Origin of the sequence: Sphingomonas sp. R86521, from assembly GCF_042466235.1 — a bacterium.
In the GTDB taxonomy this organism is placed as follows: Bacteria; Pseudomonadota; Alphaproteobacteria; order Sphingomonadales; family Sphingomonadaceae; genus Sphingomonas.
This window is the reverse complement of record NZ_JAXHBY010000001.1, coordinates 3511897-3527946: the sequence shown is the minus strand read 5'-3', so window position 1 is coordinate 3527946 and position 16050 is coordinate 3511897. Positions and strand designations below refer to the sequence as shown.

The following is a 16050-nucleotide window of genomic DNA, read 5'->3' as shown; positions in this document are numbered from 1 at the left end:
CATGCCTGTGACCCAAGCCGATATCGACCTCGCCCACCGCCTCGCCGACGCTGCGGGCGATATCATCCGCCCCTATTTCCGCCACGAGTTCGGGCTCGAGATCAAGGACGACCGCTCGCCGGTGACGCTCGCCGACCGCGAAGCCGAGACCGCGATGCGGCGCCTGCTCGATGCCGAACGCTCGGGCGACGGCGTGATCGGCGAGGAGCATGGCGAAAAGCTTGGCGTCACCAATCGCAAATGGGTGCTCGATCCGATCGACGGCACCCGCAGCTTCACCGTCGGCCGCGCGATATTCGGAACCCTCATCGCACTAGTCGAGGACGGCTGGCCGGTGCTCGGCATCATCGACCAGCCGGTGCAGCGCGAACGCTGGGTCGGCGTCGCGGGGCGTCCGACGACGTTCAACGGCGTCCCCGTCCGCACCCGGACCTGCGCCGCGCTCGACGGCGCGGTCATCGCTACCACGAGCCCGCATCTGTTCGACGAAGGCGACGTCCAGCCCTTCCTCGCGCTGGTCGCCGCGGTGTCGGGCGGCAATCCGCGCCAGGGTCCGGTCTATGGCGGCGACTGCTATAATTACGGACTGCTCGCGAGCGGGCACCTCGATCTGGTCTGCGAATCCGGCCTGAAGCTTTACGATTTCGCCGCGCTGGTGCCGATCGTCGAGGGTGCCGGCGGGCGGATGTGCGACTGGAACGGCGAACCTTTGACGGCCGCGAGCGAAGGCCATGTCCTCGCGATCGGCGACGCCGCGCGGATGGATGACGTGCTGGAGGCGATGCACGGTGTGCAGGGGCATGACCATTACGGGCACGACCATGCGGATCACGACGGCCACGATCACTGACCCCATCGGCCGCGCGCTCATCCGTCACCCCAGCGAAGGCTGGAGTCTCCCGAAGGATAGCGCTCACCTAGCCCCGGGAAGATCCCAGCCTTCGCTGGGATGACGAGCGGCTAGTCCGTCGTCCAACCCACTCCGTCATCCTGACGAAAGTCAGGACCCAGGGTTACCGGCGCTGCGCTCAAGGCTCTGGGTCCTGACTTTCGTCAGGATGACGGAAGTCCAGACTTTCGCCAGGATGACGGAGCGCGCGATCAGAAGATTCCCAGGAACTTCTTCTTCTGCCCCTTCTTCTCCTCGGCGCTCGCCTTGCCGTTCTCGGCCTTGGCGGTCGTCCCATGTCCGACGTCGTCGCGTGGCTCACCCTTGGTGGTGCGTTGGGCGTTGGCCGTCGCGCCGGCCAGCACCGGCCCGCAGGCGGTCGACTTCGCATCGCCGACGTCGACGAACGCCAGCACGCCGGCGATCGGGGTCGCCACCAGCGCGAGGCCCAGGCCACTCCCCACGCGGGCCAGCAGGTCCTTGCTGACGATCCGCAACCCGGGTGCCGCGAACACGCCGTCGATGCCGACCGGCGATTGTCCCGCAAACAGGCTGAACTTCTTCGAATCGGCGCGGAAGGCGAGGTCGATCGCTTCGTTGCGGAAGCTGAACCCGCCGCGCGCGACGATCACGTTCTTGGAGGTATCGATCAGCACCGGGTCGGCAGCTGCGACGCCGTTGCGGACGGTAAAGCCGATCAGCCCGCAATTGACCTGCACCGGCTGGTTCAGCTTGCCCTGGAACATGCGCTGCGCGAACGTGCCGATATCGAGTTCGGCAAGCTGCACGTTGCGCACCGACAGCGCACCCGACGGCATCACGAACGCGATCCGGCCGGTTGCGGTCGACAGCGAATCGTGGATCGAATCGCCGCGACCCTTCAGTTCGATCCGACCCTTGATCGTGCCCGTCGTGCCGCTTTCGACCAGGCCATAGCCCCGCAGCAGCCGTCCCATCGGGGTCGGTGCCAGCCGGATATCGTACGACACCGCGCTCGGTCTCGCGCGCGTGTCGAACACCACGTCCGACGACACGTTGCCGCGCGCCATCGCAAAGGTCAGCGGCGACAAGGCGAGCCGCCCGCGCTCCAGGTCCAGCGTCAGGTCGACGTTCGAGATCGGGATGTTCTTCGATTTGACGACGCCGATCGTCCATTTCAGGTCGGCATCGAACAGCCGCATCGTCTCGATCGGCAGGTTCGCGTCGGGCATCAGCCGTTGCGGCGCGGCGCCGGTCGCGGCGGCGGCGGCGACGGCGCCCTTCGCTTCGACGATATCGGGATTATACCCGATGAACGGCGCCGCATCGACGATATCGAGGCTCTTGGTCGCGAGCACCGAATCGAGATGGATCCGTTCGCCATTCGTGATCGTCAGCTTGCCCGCGAGATCGGTATTGCCCGCGATGCCGGTCAGATGCGTGAAGCGATACTCCTCACCGTGTTTCACCAGCTGACCGCGCAGGCGATAGGTCCGCGTGTTCGGGATCGCGACGTCGATGATCCCGAGCAGCGTCGACAGGTTGGCGCCGCGCGCGGTCACCGCCAGCGGCACGTTCTCGACATCGGCGATGCTCGGCAGCGTGCCGGCGACGTCGATCACATTGCCCGCCGCGCGCATCCGCGCGACCAGCTTGTTCTGGCCGCGATTGGCGGTCGCATCGGGCGACAGGAGTTGCGCGGTGACGGTGAACGGCGTCTCGCGCAGCCGACCCGTGCCGGTCAGCCCGACCGCACGCCCGATCTGCGCGTCGACCGATCGGATGTCGGCGACCTTCAGATCGGCGAGCACCCGCATCCGCGGATCGAGGTAGCGGACCGTCGTACCGGTCACCGTCGCGACGTCGATCCGCGGGAATTCCAGCGGCTTGCCGCCCTTCTTGCCGGTGTCGAACGTCCAGGTATTGGCGCTGTGCGCAGCGTTCCATTCGAGGTCGACCGCGCCGTTCGCTAGGTCGAGCCAATATAGCCGCCGCTTGCCTAAGATCAGCGACAGTGGCGCGATCCGCGTGTCGAGCCGCGTCGCCTGGAACAGGTTCGGTCGCGTCGCCCAGTCGGGGTTCGAGATCGTGAAGTTCTCGGCGTAGAATTTGATGCGGAACGGCGCGAAATAGAGCTGGAAATCGCCGCCCACCGTGACGGTGCGGTGGGTCTGCGCGCCGACGAAGCGCTCGAATGTGTGTTTGAGGAACCGCCCCTTGGTGATGTACAGCACCAGCCACGCCGCGAAGATCGCTCCCACGATTCCCAGGATCGTGTTGCGGATGATCCGCCGTTGCCGGGCGCGTCGCTCCTCGGTGGGGGCAGGCACGGGGGCGGGGGGCGCCGCGGGGGGCTCGGTCTGTGCGGTCGCATCCATGCAAGGCGTATCGCATGGGCGCCCCGGCGGTTCCACCATGGTTGATATGCCGCATTAATGCGGCTATGCGCGCCGCTTCCTCGAAAGGTTCGCGCCTTACGAATCGCCCGGCCAGTGTGGGCTGCCGCGGCGGTTTCAGCGTTCCCTTCGTCAACCGAAAGGATCGAAATGCCCAAGCTGAAGACCAAGAGCGGCGTCAAGAAACGCTTCAAGCTCACCGCCACCGGCCTGCTCAAGCACGGTGTCGCCGGCAAGCGCCACCGTCTTGCCCACCACAACGGCAAGTACATTCGTCAGAACCGCGGCACCAAGCTGCTGTCCAAGGCAAGCACCGCAGCGGTTAAGGCCTGGGCGCCTTACGGCCTGAGCTGAGAGGAATTAGAGAATGGCACGCGTAAAACGGGGTGTAACCACCCGCGCCAAGCACAAGCGTATTTTGGTTCAGGCGAAGGGCTATTATGGCCGTCGCAAGAACACCATCCGCATCGCCCGCCAGGCCGTCGAGAAGGCCGGCCAGTACGCTTACCGCGACCGCAAGGTTAAGAAGCGCACGTTCCGCGGCCTGTGGATCCAGCGCATCAACGCCGGCGTCCGCGCCGAGGGTCTGACGTATTCGCAGTTCATGCACGGCGTGAAGCTTGCGGGTATCGAGCTGGACCGCAAGGTCCTGGCCGACATCGCCATGCACGAGGGCGCTGCATTCAGCGCGATCGTCGCCCAGGTGAAGGCGGCTCTCCCCCAGGCCGCGTAATTCGCGACCGAGGTGCGTTTCGGGAGGGCGTCGGTGGTATCCACCGGCGCCCTTTCTGCGTTCGGGGTTTATCCTTGCCGCCTCGAGCCGTCATTCCCGCGGAGGCGGGAACCCATAAACTCCGAACCGTTGTGATTGCCCCGAACGTCCGCCAGTATGGGTTCCCGCCTCCGCGGGAATGACGGATGAGGACAGCGGATGGACTGGCAGCCCTGCGTCTACATCCTTGCCAGCGGTCGCCACGGCACGCTCTACATCGGTGTCACTTCGAACCTGCTCGGCCGCATCCATCAGCACCGCGAAGGCTTGATCAAGGGCTTCACCTCCCGCTACGGCGTCCACAGGCTGGTGCACTACCAGGTCGCCGACACGATGGACGCGGCGATCACGCGCGAAAAGCAGCTCAAGAAGTGGAACCGCGACTGGAAGCTGCGGCTGATCGAAGAGGGCAATCTGGACTGGGGCGATCTCGCGATCGGTCTGGGATTCGCCCCGCTCGGTCATTCTCGCGGAGGCGGGAACCCATAGCCGCAACGCCAATAATGGCTATCAGGGATGTGTATGCCTTTCGCAGGGGCGACGACCGAATTTAGGATGGCGAAACAGTGACCGAAGACCTGAATCAGATGCGCGAACACATGCTGACCGCGATCGCCGCGTCGCCGGGCCTCGACGCGCTTGAGGCGTGCCGGGTCGAGGCGCTCGGCAAGCAGGGCAGCATCACCGCGCTGCTGAAGACGCTCGGCAAGATGACGCCGGACGAGCGCCTCGTCCAAGGCCCGCTGATCCAGGGCCTCCGCGAAGCCGTCGCCAACGGCATCGCCGAGCGCAAGGCCACGCTCGAACGCACCGCGCTCGACGCGCGCCTCGCCAGCGAAACGCTCGACATGACGTTGCCCGCCGACGGTGCCGTTGCGGGCACGATCCATCCGGTGTCGCAGGTCATGGACGAACTTGCCGAGATCTTCGCCGACTTGGGCTTCGCGGTCGCGACCGGTCCCGAGATTGAGACCGACTGGCATAATTTCACTGCGCTCAACATCCCCGAGACGCACCCCGCGCGGGCGATGCACGACACCTTCTACCTCCAGCAGGGGATCGACGCGAAGGCCGCTGGCACCGCCGACGAGAAGAACACCTTCTCGCTGCTCCGCACGCATACCTCGCCGGTCCAGATCCGCACGATGTTGTCGCAGAAACCCCCGATCCGCATCATCGCGCCGGGCCGCACCTACCGCTCGGACTCTGACGCGACGCACACGCCGATGTTCCATCAGGTCGAGGGCCTCGTGATCGACAAGGGCATCACGCTCGGCCATCTGAAGTGGACGCTCGAGACGTTCGTGAAGGCGTTCTTCGAGCGCGACGACATCGTGCTCCGCCTGCGCCCCAGCTACTTCCCGTTCACCGAGCCGTCGGTCGAGATCGACGTCGGCTACACGCTGGTGAAGGGCAAGCGCGTCGTCGGCGGCGCCGAACCCGATGGCTGGCTCGAGATCCTCGGATCGGGGATGGTCCACCGGAAAGTCATCGAGGCCTGCGGGCTCGACCCCGACGAGTGGCAGGGCTTCGCGTTCGGCTGCGGGATCGACCGCCTCGCGATGCTCAAATACGGCATGGACGACCTCCGCCCGTTCTTCGACGGCGATATCCGCTGGCTCAAGCATTACGGCTTTTCAAGCCTCGACGTCCCCACCTTGTCCGGCGGAGTCGGCGCATGAAGTTCACCCTCAGCTGGCTCAAGCAGCACCTCGAAACCACCGCTACGCTCGACCAGATCGTCGAGGCGCTGACCCGTATCGGCCTCGAGGTCGAAGGCGTCGAGAACCCCGGCGAGAAGCTGGCCGCGTTCAAGATCGCCAAGGTGCTCAGCGCCGAGCGCCACCCGCAGGCCGACAAGCTGCAGGTGCTGTCGGTCGACGCCGGCAACGGTCCGCTGCAGGTCGTCTGCGGTGCGCCCAACGCCCGCGCCGGCCTGGTCGGCGTGTTCGGCGCGCCCGGTGCCTACGTCCCCGGCCTCGACGTGACGCTCAAGCTCGCGAGCATCCGCGGCGTCGAATCCAACGGCATGATGTGCTCGACGCGTGAGCTGGAACTCGGCGAGGATCACGACGGCATCATCGAACTGCCCGCCGACGCTCCGATCGGTACGCCGTACCCCGACTATGCCGGCCTCACGGACCCGGTCATCGACGTCGCGATCACGCCCAACCGCCAGGACTGCATGGGCGTCCGCGGCATCGCCCGCGACCTCGCCGCCGCCGGTCTCGGCACACTTACGCCACTGACGTTCAACGCGTTCACGAGCGAGGGCGCGGGTCCAGACGTCCGCACCGAAGACACCGACGGCTGCCCCGCTTTCTTCGCACAGACCGTCACCGGCGTGACCAACGGCGAATCCCCCGAATGGATGCGCCGCAGCCTCATCGCGATCGGCCAGAAGCCGATCTCCGCACTGGTAGACATCACCAACTATCTGATGATCGATCTCGGCCGCCCGCTCCACGTCTACGATCGCGCGAAACTCTCCGGCGGCCTCGTCGCGCGGAAGGCCAAGGACGGCGAGCAGGTCGTCGCCCTCAACGGCAAGACCTACACGCTCGACGCGACCATGACCGTCATCGCCGACGACGCGGCCGTGCACGACATCGGCGGGATCATGGGCGGCGAGCATTCGGGCGTCTCCGCGGACACCACCGACGTGCTGATCGAATGCGCGTATTTCGATCCCGACCACATCGCCCGCACCGGCCAGAAGCTCACGCTCACCTCCGACGCGCGCAGCCGCTTCGAACGCGGCGTCGACCCGGCGTTCCTCGAAGACGGCCTGGCGATCGCCACCGCGCTCGTGCTCCACATCTGCGGCGGCACGGCCAGCGAGATTACCCGTTCGGGCGAGCCCCCGCTCGAGTCGCGCGTAATCCACTACGATCCGCGCTTGAGCGCAGACCTCGGTGGCCTCCACGTCGCCCCCGAACGCCAGGCGCGGACGCTGTTGTCGCTCGGCTTCACGATCGGCGCGATCAAGTCCGCCGACGCGTTCAGCGACGCGTTGTTCTCGACGATCGAGGGCAAATGGCCCGTCACGGTCCCGACCTGGCGGCGCGACGTCGACGGCCCCGCCGACCTTGTCGAGGAAGTCGTCCGGATCGAGGGCATCGACAACATCCCCTCGACGCCGCTCCCCCGCATGCCCGGCGTCGCCAAGCCGACCGCCACGCCCGAGCAAAAGCTCGAACGTAGGGCGCGTCGCGCGGCGGCGGCCCGAGGGCTCGACGAAGCGGTAACCTGGAGCTTCCTCTCCGACGCCGAAGCCGCGCCTTTCGGTGGCGGCGCGTGGACGCTCGCCAACCCGATCAGCGAAGACCTCAAGGTCATGCGCCCGTCGCTGCTCCCCGGCCTGCTCGCAGCGACCGGCCGCAACCTCAAGCGCGGGGCACAGAGTGTCCGCCTGTTCGAGATCGGCCGCCGATATCTGGCGGAGGCCGAGCGCGCCACTTTGGGTGTGGTCCTTGCAGGCGACCGCCGCCCACGCGGCTGGCGCGACGGTAAGGCAGCCAGCTTCGATGCCTACGACGCGAAGGCCGAGGCGCTCGCGCTTCTCGCCGCATCGGGTGCGCCCGTCGACAACCTCCAAGTGATGGGCGAGGCGGGCGACGCATGGCACCCCGGCCAGTCCGGCACGCTCCGCCTCGGGCCGAAGACCGTGTTGGCAAGCTTCGGCATGCTCCACCCGTCAGTGCTGAAAGCGTTCGATCTCGATGGTGCCGTCGCCGCGGTAGAAGTCTACCTCGACGCCATCCCGCCCAAGCGCGCCACCGGCTTCGCGCGTCCGGCCTACACGCCGCCGGCGCTGCAAGCCGTCCGCCGCGACTTCGCGTTCCTGGTGCCGGCAGCGCTCGCCACCGACACGCTGGTCCGCGCGGTCAAGGGGGCGGACAAGGTCGCGATCGTCTCGGCCCGCGTGTTCGACGTGTTCACCGGGGCAGGGGTCGAGGACGGCCACAAGTCGGTCGCGGTCGAAATCGTCCTGCAGCCGACCGCCAAGAGCTTCACCGACGAGGAACTGAAGGCGATCGCCGACAAGGTCGTCGCCGCCGCCGCCAAGCAAGGCGCGAGCTTGCGCGTCTAAGCGTGCCCTCACCCTTCCCACGGCCAAGTGGCCGCGGGCCCCTTCCCTCTCCCCGAGGGGGAGAGGGAGAGACGCCGAAGGCGGCGAGGGTGAGGGCACGACCTAAGAAGGAAGGAACTCCATGACCGACCTGATCACCATCGCCAACGACCACCTCACCGCGCAGATCAACCCGCACGGCGCCGAGCTCACCCACCTCCACGACGCCGACGGCCGCGAACTGATGACCAACGCCGACCCGGCCTATTGGACCGGTCACGCGCCGATCCTCTTCCCCGTCGTCGGCGTCGTCAACGAAGGCGTCATCCGCCTCGACGACCAGGCCTACCCGATGCAGAAGCACGGCTTCGCCCGCCACTCGACCTTCGACGTCGTGGCGCAGTCGGAAACCTCCGCCACCTTCCGCCTGACCGACAACGAAGAGACGCGCGCCGCGTACCCCTTCGCGTTCGCGCTTGATATCGTCTTCACGCTCGACGGTACGACGCTTGGAATCGAAGCGCGGATCCAGAACCGCACCGACGCCGCCATGCCGGCAAGCTTCGGCTTCCACCCTGCCTTTGCCTGGCCGCTGCCGTACGGCGAGCCCCGCGCGGATCACCGCATCACGTTCAACGCCGACGAGCCCAACAAGCTGAAAGCGATCAGCCCGGATGGCCAGATCGCGGTCGACGAACGTCCGTCGCCGGTAGAGGACCGCGTGATCGCTCTCCGCGACGAACTCTTCGCAAAGGACGCACTGGTCTGGGACCCGATCCACTCCGACGCCGTCACCTACGGCGCAAAGACCGGCCCGCAGTTGAGGATCGCCTTCCCCGACACGCCGAAACTCGGCATCTGGACCAAGCCCGGCGCGGCCTATGTCTGCGTCGAGCCTTGGCACGGCATTGCCGACCCAGAAGGCTATACCGGCGACTATCGTGATAAGCCCGGTGTGTTCGAGGTTGCTGCGGGCAACACGAAGAGCATCACCATGAGCGTGACGCTGGTGGCTACCGCTCGCTGAAGTATTTCCACTGTTCTCCCGCGAAAGCGGGAGCCCAGGGTCTCAGCCGTTACGTTCGCTACCCTGGGCCTCCGCCTCCGCGGGGGAACGGAGAAGAACGGAGCGGTCTCGGCTGGAACCAGTGCTGTCGAAGCGCCACTGTCCTCCACGCCCTACATCTGCCAAGAGCGCGCATCCTCTTTTCCCGAGCCGGTCACCCGCGCTCCCCGGACCCTCGCCATGACCCAATTTCCCCGCCGCACCTTCGCGATCATCTCGCATCCAGACGCCGGCAAGACCACGCTGACCGAGAAGCTCCTGTATTTCGGCGGCGCGATCCACCTCGCCGGCGAGGTGAAGGCGCGCGGCCAGACCCGCCGCGCCCGCTCCGACTGGATGAAGATCGAGCAGCAGCGCGGGATCTCGGTCACCTCGTCGGTGATGACGTTCGAGCGCCAGGGCATCACCTTCAACCTGCTCGACACCCCTGGCCACGAAGACTTCTCCGAGGACACCTACCGCACGCTCACGGCAGTCGACTCGGCCGTCATGGTGATCGACGCCGCGAAAGGCATCGAGCCGCAGACGCGAAAACTGTTCGAGGTCTGCCGGCTGCGCAACGTGCCGATCATCACCTTCGTCAACAAGGTCGACCGCGAGGGGCGCGATCCGTTCTCGCTGCTCGACGAGGTGGCCGAGATGCTCCAGCTCGACGTCTGCCCGATGAGCTGGCCGGTCGGCATGGGCGGCGAGTTCGAGGGCGTCTACGATCTCTACGCCAACACGCTGAGCCGCCCCGAAGGCGACAGCCGCGAGTTCATGGGCAAGGCGATCCCGTTCACCGGCATCGACGATCCCGAACTCGCCAAGATCCTCAGCCCCGAAGCGATGATCCGCCTGAACGACGAGGCCGAACTCGCCCAGGGCGGCTATTCGACCTTCGACCCGGAAGCCTATCGCGCGGGCAACCTGACCCCGGTCTATTTCGGCTCGGCGCTCAAGGACTTCGGCGTCGCCGAACTGATCGCCGCGCTCGCCGACTATGCGCCGCCACCGCGCGCGCAGCCCGCCGAGCCCGCCCCCATCTCGCCCGACGAACCCGAAGTCACCGGCTTCGTGTTCAAGGTGCAGGCCAACATGGACCCCAATCACCGCGACCGGATCGCGTTCATGCGGCTCTGCTCGGGCGTCTTCAAGCGCGGCATGAAGCTGACGCCGACGGGCCACGGCAAGCCGATCGCGGTCCACTCGCCGATCCTGTTCTTCGCGCAGAACCGCGAGCTGGCGGACGAGGCGTTCCCCGGCGACATCATCGGCATCCCCAACCACGGCACGCTGCGGGTCGGCGATACGCTGAGCGAGAAGGCCACGATCCGCTTCACCGGCCTGCCGAACTTCGCGCCCGAAATCCTGCGCCGCGTCGTGCTTAAGGACTTCACCAAGACCAAGCAGTTGCGCAAAGCCCTGGACGACATGGCCGAGGAGGGGGTGACTCAGGTGTTCTATCCCGACATCGGCTCGAACTGGATCATCGGCGTGGTCGGCCAGTTGCAGCTCGAAGTGCTGCTGTCGCGGCTGGATGCGGAGTACAAGGTCGCCGCCGGGCTCGAGCCTGCGCCGTTCGACACCGCGCGCTGGATCAGCGCGGCCGACCCCGCCGACCTGAAGGCGTTCATGGAGATCAACCGCGGCGCGATGGCCAAGGACCGCGACGGCAACCCGGTGTTCCTGGCAAAGAGCGCGTGGGAGGTCGGCTACATCGCCGACCGCTATGCCAAGGTGAAGTTCGCCGCCACCCGCGAGCGGTAGGTTCTTCTCGGTTGATCCTCCCCTGCAAGGGGCGGTGGCAGTCCGCAGGATTGACGGAGGGGTGTCGCGCTATCGAGAGGGTGTCATCCCTCCGTCGGGCAAGCGCCAGCCACCTCCCCTTGCAGGGGAGGATCCTGAGGACTAGTCCGCAGCCAGCGCCGCAGCGAGCAGGTCACGGATAGCGCGCAGAGCCACCATCGGCGACTCGGCCTGCGCGACGATCTCCCCCGGTCCCGGGATCGCAGGTGGGCCCTTCTCGGCCGCCAGCAGTTGCTGGACGCCGCGCACCGTATAGCCCTCGCGGTTCAGCAGCGTGTCGATCCGCCGGACCAGCGCGGCATCCTCCGCCCGGTAATAACGCCGGTTGCCCGCCCGCTGCAGCGGCCGCAGCTGGGGAAAGCGGGTCTCCCAATAGCGCAGGATATGCTGGGGCAGCCCGGTCTCGCGCGACAGTTCGCCGATCGTGCGGAACGCGGTGCCGGTCTTGCCGCCCGCTTCGCCGTCGGGCGTATCCGGCACCCCGATCAGTCCGCGCCGACGATGCGTTCGCGCATCATCTGGCTGGCGCGGAACGTCAGCACGCGGCGCGGTGCGATCGGGACTTCGATGCCGGTCTTGGGGTTGCGACCGACGCGCTCGCCCTTGTCGCGCAGCACGAAGGTGCCGAAGCCGGAGATCTTCACGTTCTCGCCGCGCGACAGCGCGCCGCACATCTCGGCCAGGATCTGCTCGACGATCTTCGAGGAATCCGCGCGCGACAAACCGACTTCGCGGTGCAGCGATTCAGCGAGATCGGCGCGTGTCAGCGTCCCAGTGGTCATCGGTAACTCCCCGGCGTGAAACTCAACCTACACAAGGCCGTACCGGACCGAAAGTGCTTTATGGACCGCGCTAGAACCGGACTACCGCAGCGCCCCAGGTGAAACCGCCGCCCATCGCCTCGAGCACGACGATCTGGCCCTGACGGATGCGCCCGTCGCGCACCGCGACGTCGAGCGCCAGCGGGACCGATGCAGCGGAGGTGTTGGCATGCTGGTCGACCGTCACGACGACGCGCTCGGGGGCCAGCCCTAGTTTGCGCGCGGTCGCATCCAGGATCCGCGCATTCGCCTGGTGCGGCACGACCCAGTCGACGTCAGCCGCCTCGATTCCCGCCATCGCCAGCGATTCGGTCATCACCGCGGCAAGGTTGGTCACGGCGTGGCGGAACACCTCGCGGCCCTTCATGCGCAGCTTGCCGACGGTCCCGGTGGTCGAGACGCCGCCATCGACGTACAGCAGTTCGTTGTGGCGGCCATCGGCGTGCAGCTTGGTGGTCAGGATGCCGCGACCGCCTTCGTCCGCGGTATCCTGCGCCTCGAGCACGATCGCGCCGGCGCCGTCGCCGAACAGCACGCAGGTGGTGCGGTCTTCCCAGTCGAGGATGCGGCTGAAGGTCTCGGACCCGATCACCAGTGCGCGCCTGGCGACGCCGCTGCGGATCATGCTGTCGGCGACCTGGACCGCGTAGAGGAAGCCCGAGCACACCGCCGCGACGTCGAACGCCACGCAGTCGTCGATACCGAGCATCGCCTGGACCTTGGTCGCGGTGCTCGGGAAAGTCTGGTCGGGGGTCGCGGTGGCGAGCACGATCAGGTCGATGTCCTGTGCCGCGCAGCCTGCCGCCGCCAGCGCCGCCTTCGACGCATCATAGGCCAGCGTGCCCGTGGTCTCGTCGGGGCTGGCGATGTGGCGGAAGCGGATACCGGTGCGTTCGACGATCCACTCGTCGCTGGTCTCGACCGTCTGTGCGAGTTCGGCGTTCGATACGCGGCGCGCGGGGAGGGCGGAGCCGGTCCCGGTGATGACGCTGCGGATCATGCTGCCTTCTCGAGCGTGCCCAGATCGTCGGCGATACGCCGGATCAGGTCGTTGTTGACCATCTTGGCGGCGTTGCCGATCGCGGTCGCGACGCCGCGCTCGGTGGCGCCGCCATGGCTCTTCACGACGATGCCGTTGAGCCCCAGGAAGACCGCGCCGTTGTGGTTGTTGGGGTCGAGGTGATCGCGCAGCAATTCGGTCGCGGGGCGCGAGATCAGGAAGCCGAGCTTCGATCGCACCGAACTGCGGAAGGCGCGCTTGAGCAGGTCGGCGACGAACCGCGCGGTACCCTCTGCGGTCTTCAGCGCGATGTTGCCGGAGAAGCCGTCGCAGACGACCACGTCGACTTCGCCGCGCGACAACCGGTCGCCCTCGACGAAGCCGTTAAACTGCATGTCGACCGCCGCCATCGCGCGCAGCTGCGCCGCCGCATCGCGGATCTCGTCGGTGCCCTTCATGTCCTCGCTGCCGATGTTGAGCAGCGCGACGCGGGGGTGCGCGATGTCGAGCGCGGTGCGGGCATAGGCGGCGCCCATCACCGCGAACTGGACCAGGTTGCGCGCGTCGCACTCGGTGTTCGCGCCGAGGTCGAGCATCACCATGTCGGTATCGCCGAGTGTCGGCAGCCGCGCCGCCAGCGCCGGCCGGTCGATCCCCGGGAGCATCCGCAGCGACAGCTTCGCCATCGCCATCAGCGCGCCGGTATTGCCCGACGACACCGCGGCTGCGGCTCGACCCTTTTTGACGAGGTCGATCGCGATCCCCATCGATGTCGTCTTGGCACGACGGATCGCCTGGCTCGGCTTGTCGCTCGAGCCAACGACCTCGGGGGCGTGGACGATCTCGGAATGCTGCGACAGGTTCGGATGGGCCTTCAGCCCTTCGCGAATCGCCGTCTCGTCGCCGACGAGCAGGAATCGCATGCCCGCGAATTGCTTGCGCGCGAGTGCGACCCCGGCGAGCATCACTGCCAGCCCGTCATCGCCACCCATCGCATCGACCGCGATCCAGCCGCTGTCGGGCATGCTACGTCCTTCGCAAGTACTTAGAGGCTTCGGAGACGCACGACATCGTACGTCCTGCGGCAGCGGTGTCCCTCAACGGGCAGCCGCCACCGCGTGTTCCAAAAGCCGCTTAGCCCTGGACCGAGACGATTTCGCGACCGTTATAGTGGCCGCAGGAATTGCACAGATTGTGCGGGCGCTTCAGTTCGCCGCAGTTCGGGCATTCCTGGAACGACGCGATGGTCAGCGAGTCGTGACCACGGCGCATGCCGCGCTTGGAGGGCGATGTTTTTCTTTTGGGGACGGCCATTTCGGCACCTTGTTCTTCTAAAAGGTCGGGGCTCCGATACGCCCGGACGGGGAACTCGGCAACCGACGAGAATGTCGGCCGCGTGAGCTACCATACGGCCGGACACATCGCGAAGCGTGGCGCTATAGCGAGAATCGCCCGCGTTGCAAGGGTGCGCGGGGCGTGGCAGGTCACCGTTTCCCCCACAGCCTCTCATATCCAGGGCCACGCATGCTCCGCTACGCCATCATGCTTGCTGCCGCCACCGGCGCGACCGCCGCCGTCGCGCAGGACCCGCCCGCCCGCCTGTCCGCCGACGTGAAGACGCTCGCGTCCGATTCGTTCGAGGGTCGTGCCCCCGGTACGCCCGGCGAAACCAGGACGGTCGACTGGCTGGTCGCACGCTTCAAGGCGCTCAAGCTCGCGCCCGGCGGTCCGAACGGCGCATGGACGCAACCCGTCCCGCTCGTCCACACCCGGATCGGCAAAGGCATGATCGGCGCCGGCGTGCCGCTTACGCAAGGCCGCGACGTCTATGTCAGCACGGTCCGCCCGGTCGCTCATGTCGCGATCGCCGACGCGCCGATGGTGTTCGTCGGCTACGGCGTGACCGCGCCCGAACGCGGCTGGGACGACTTCAAGGGCGTCGACCTGCGCGGCAAGATCGCGGTGTTCCTGGTCAACGATCCCGATTTCGAAGCGACCCCCGGCGATGATTCGGCGGGAAAGTTCGGCGACCGCCGGATGACCTATTATGGCCGCTGGACCTACAAGTTCGAAGAGGCCGCGCGGCGTGGCGCGATCGGCGCGCTGATCGTCCACGACACGCCCGGCGCCGGCTATGGCTGGGCGACCGTGACTGCACCGGCCGGCGAGAATTACGATATCGTCCGCAACGACCCGGCGTCGCGCGTCCTGCTGCAGGGCTGGATAGAGGGCAGCGCCGCCACCCGGCTGTTCGCCGCCTCCGGCCTCGACCTCGCGGCACTTCGTAAAGCGGCACGACGCAGCGACTTTCGCCCGGTTGCGCTCAAACAGGCCTTCTCCGCCGACCTGCCGGTCACTGTCGAGCGCGCCGAGAGCCGCAACGTCCTCGCCAAGCTCCCCGGCCGCGGCCACCCGGACGAGGTCGTGATGTTCGGCGCGCACTGGGACGCTTACGGAAAGGGCTCACCCGACGCGCAGGGGCGCACGATCCGCCCGGGGGCCAACGACGACGGCCTCGGCGTCGCCGGCGTGCTCGAACTCGCAGGGACCTTTGCCGCTGGGCCGCGCCCCGATCGCAGTCTCGTCTTCGCGCTGTGGAGCGGCGAGGAACGCGGACTGCTCGGCTCGGAAACCTATGCCGTGAATCCGGTCTATCCCGCCGCGAAGACCGTCGCGAACCTGACGCTCGATATCCTGCAGACCGCGGGCCCCGCGCGCGACGTGATGCTGGTCGGCGCCGGCCAGAACGATCTCGAAGACATGCTCGCCGATGCTGCCAAGGCGCAGGGCAGGGTGGTCACGCCCGAAGCGCTCCCCGAACGCGGGCTGTTCTACCGCGCCGACCATTTCTCGGTCGCACGCCGCGGCGTCCCGACGCTGCTGCTGATGGCGATCAGCGGGGCACCCGACCTCGTCGCCGGCGGCCGCGCCGCGGGGCAGGCGTGGCTCGACGGCTACATGAAATGCTATCACCAGACCTGCGACACCTGGGATCCGAGCTGGGATTTGCGCGGCGCTGCACAGAACGTCGGCCTGTTCGCGACGATCGGCGGCAAGCTGGCGAACAGCCGCATCTGGCCGCAGTGGCGCGACGGCTCGGAGTTCAAATCTGTGCGGGCCGAGACGGTGGGGGAGCGGCGCTAACCCCCCCCCACCGTCATGCTGAACTCGTTTCGGTACCCACTACTCCCCGACGACAGCACCCGGGGGTCGGTGGACCCTGAAACAAGTTCAGGGTGACGGAGCATTGGCGATCGACGATCGGCC

The 16050-nt window shown here is 67.2% G+C and carries 15 protein-coding genes; 9 read left to right on the top strand and 6 right to left on the bottom strand.

All coding sequences use genetic code 11. The annotated features are described in order from the left end of the window. Position 1: 1 nt before the first annotated feature. Entirely contained in the window at positions 2-850 is an 849-nt protein-coding gene (locus SJY20_RS16245; protein ID WP_380787953.1) for an inositol monophosphatase family protein, read from the top strand. Positions 851-1101: 251 nt separating this feature from the next. Here SJY20_RS16245 and SJY20_RS16240 read toward each other — a convergent pair whose 3' ends face one another. Continuing rightward, positions 1102-3246: an AsmA family protein gene (locus SJY20_RS16240; RefSeq protein ID WP_380787951.1), complete on the bottom strand. Its 2145-nt coding sequence runs from the start codon at positions 3244-3246 to the stop codon at positions 1102-1104. Between the two features lie 168 nt (positions 3247-3414). Between SJY20_RS16240 and rpmI the strand changes: the two genes are divergently transcribed. From rpmI to SJY20_RS16205, 7 genes are all read left to right on the top strand, one after another. Beyond that, positions 3415-3618 carry a 50S ribosomal protein L35 gene (rpmI, locus tag SJY20_RS16235; RefSeq protein ID WP_147083819.1) on the top strand — a complete coding sequence of 68 codons (204 nt, stop codon included), beginning with the start codon at positions 3415-3417 and terminating at the stop codon, positions 3616-3618. Positions 3619-3631: 13 nt separating this feature from the next. Then, entirely contained in the window at positions 3632-3997 is a 366-nt protein-coding gene (rplT, locus tag SJY20_RS16230) for a 50S ribosomal protein L20 (RefSeq protein ID WP_056054375.1), read from the top strand. Between the two features lie 198 nt (positions 3998-4195). After that, positions 4196-4525, top strand: a complete 330-nt coding sequence (locus SJY20_RS16225; protein WP_380787950.1) for a GIY-YIG nuclease family protein — start codon at positions 4196-4198, stop codon at positions 4523-4525. Between the two features lie 98 nt (positions 4526-4623). After that, positions 4624-5718, top strand: a complete 1095-nt coding sequence (gene pheS / locus SJY20_RS16220; RefSeq protein ID WP_380788759.1) for a phenylalanine--tRNA ligase subunit alpha — start codon at positions 4624-4626, stop codon at positions 5716-5718. Further along, complete coding sequence (pheT, locus tag SJY20_RS16215) at positions 5715-8129, top strand: phenylalanine--tRNA ligase subunit beta (protein WP_380787948.1); 2415 nt, start codon at positions 5715-5717, stop codon at positions 8127-8129. The genes pheS and pheT overlap by 4 nt, the downstream gene beginning before the upstream one ends. Positions 8130-8250: 121 nt before the next feature. Continuing rightward, positions 8251-9135, top strand: coding sequence for an aldose 1-epimerase family protein (locus SJY20_RS16210; RefSeq protein ID WP_380787947.1), 885 nt, complete (start codon positions 8251-8253; stop codon positions 9133-9135). Between the two features lie 219 nt (positions 9136-9354). Next, positions 9355-10923, top strand: a complete 1569-nt coding sequence (locus tag SJY20_RS16205; RefSeq protein ID WP_380787945.1) for a peptide chain release factor 3 — start codon at positions 9355-9357, stop codon at positions 10921-10923. Positions 10924-11064: 141 nt separating this feature from the next. On the opposite strand, the gene SJY20_RS16200 is transcribed toward SJY20_RS16205, so the two are convergent. From SJY20_RS16200 to rpmF, 5 genes are all read right to left on the bottom strand, one after another. Next, positions 11065-11448 carry a MerR family transcriptional regulator gene (locus SJY20_RS16200; RefSeq protein WP_380788757.1) on the bottom strand — a complete coding sequence of 128 codons (384 nt, stop codon included), beginning with the start codon at positions 11446-11448 and terminating at the stop codon, positions 11065-11067. Then, positions 11448-11744, bottom strand: coding sequence for an integration host factor subunit alpha (locus SJY20_RS16195; protein ID WP_380787944.1), 297 nt, complete (start codon positions 11742-11744; stop codon positions 11448-11450). Before SJY20_RS16195 ends, SJY20_RS16200 begins: the two co-directional genes overlap by 1 nt. 70 nt (positions 11745-11814) lie before the next feature. Beyond that, a complete protein-coding gene (locus tag SJY20_RS16190) occupies positions 11815-12783 on the bottom strand; it encodes a beta-ketoacyl-ACP synthase III (RefSeq protein WP_380787942.1) in 969 nt (322 codons plus the stop codon). Continuing rightward, positions 12780-13808: a phosphate acyltransferase PlsX gene (plsX, locus tag SJY20_RS16185; RefSeq protein ID WP_380787940.1), complete on the bottom strand. Its 1029-nt coding sequence runs from the start codon at positions 13806-13808 to the stop codon at positions 12780-12782. Before plsX ends, SJY20_RS16190 begins: the two co-directional genes overlap by 4 nt. Positions 13809-13917: 109 nt before the next feature. Beyond that, the gene (rpmF, locus tag SJY20_RS16180; protein WP_147083830.1) at positions 13918-14097 is read right to left on the bottom strand and encodes a 50S ribosomal protein L32; all 180 of its coding nucleotides are present in this window, start codon (positions 14095-14097) and stop codon (positions 13918-13920) included. Positions 14098-14307: 210 nt separating this feature from the next. Between rpmF and SJY20_RS16175 the strand changes: the two genes are divergently transcribed. Next, positions 14308-15927 (top strand): M28 family metallopeptidase, encoded by a 1620-nt coding sequence (locus SJY20_RS16175; protein ID WP_380787938.1) that lies wholly within the window; start codon positions 14308-14310, stop codon positions 15925-15927. Positions 15928-16050: the final 123 nt, after the last annotated feature.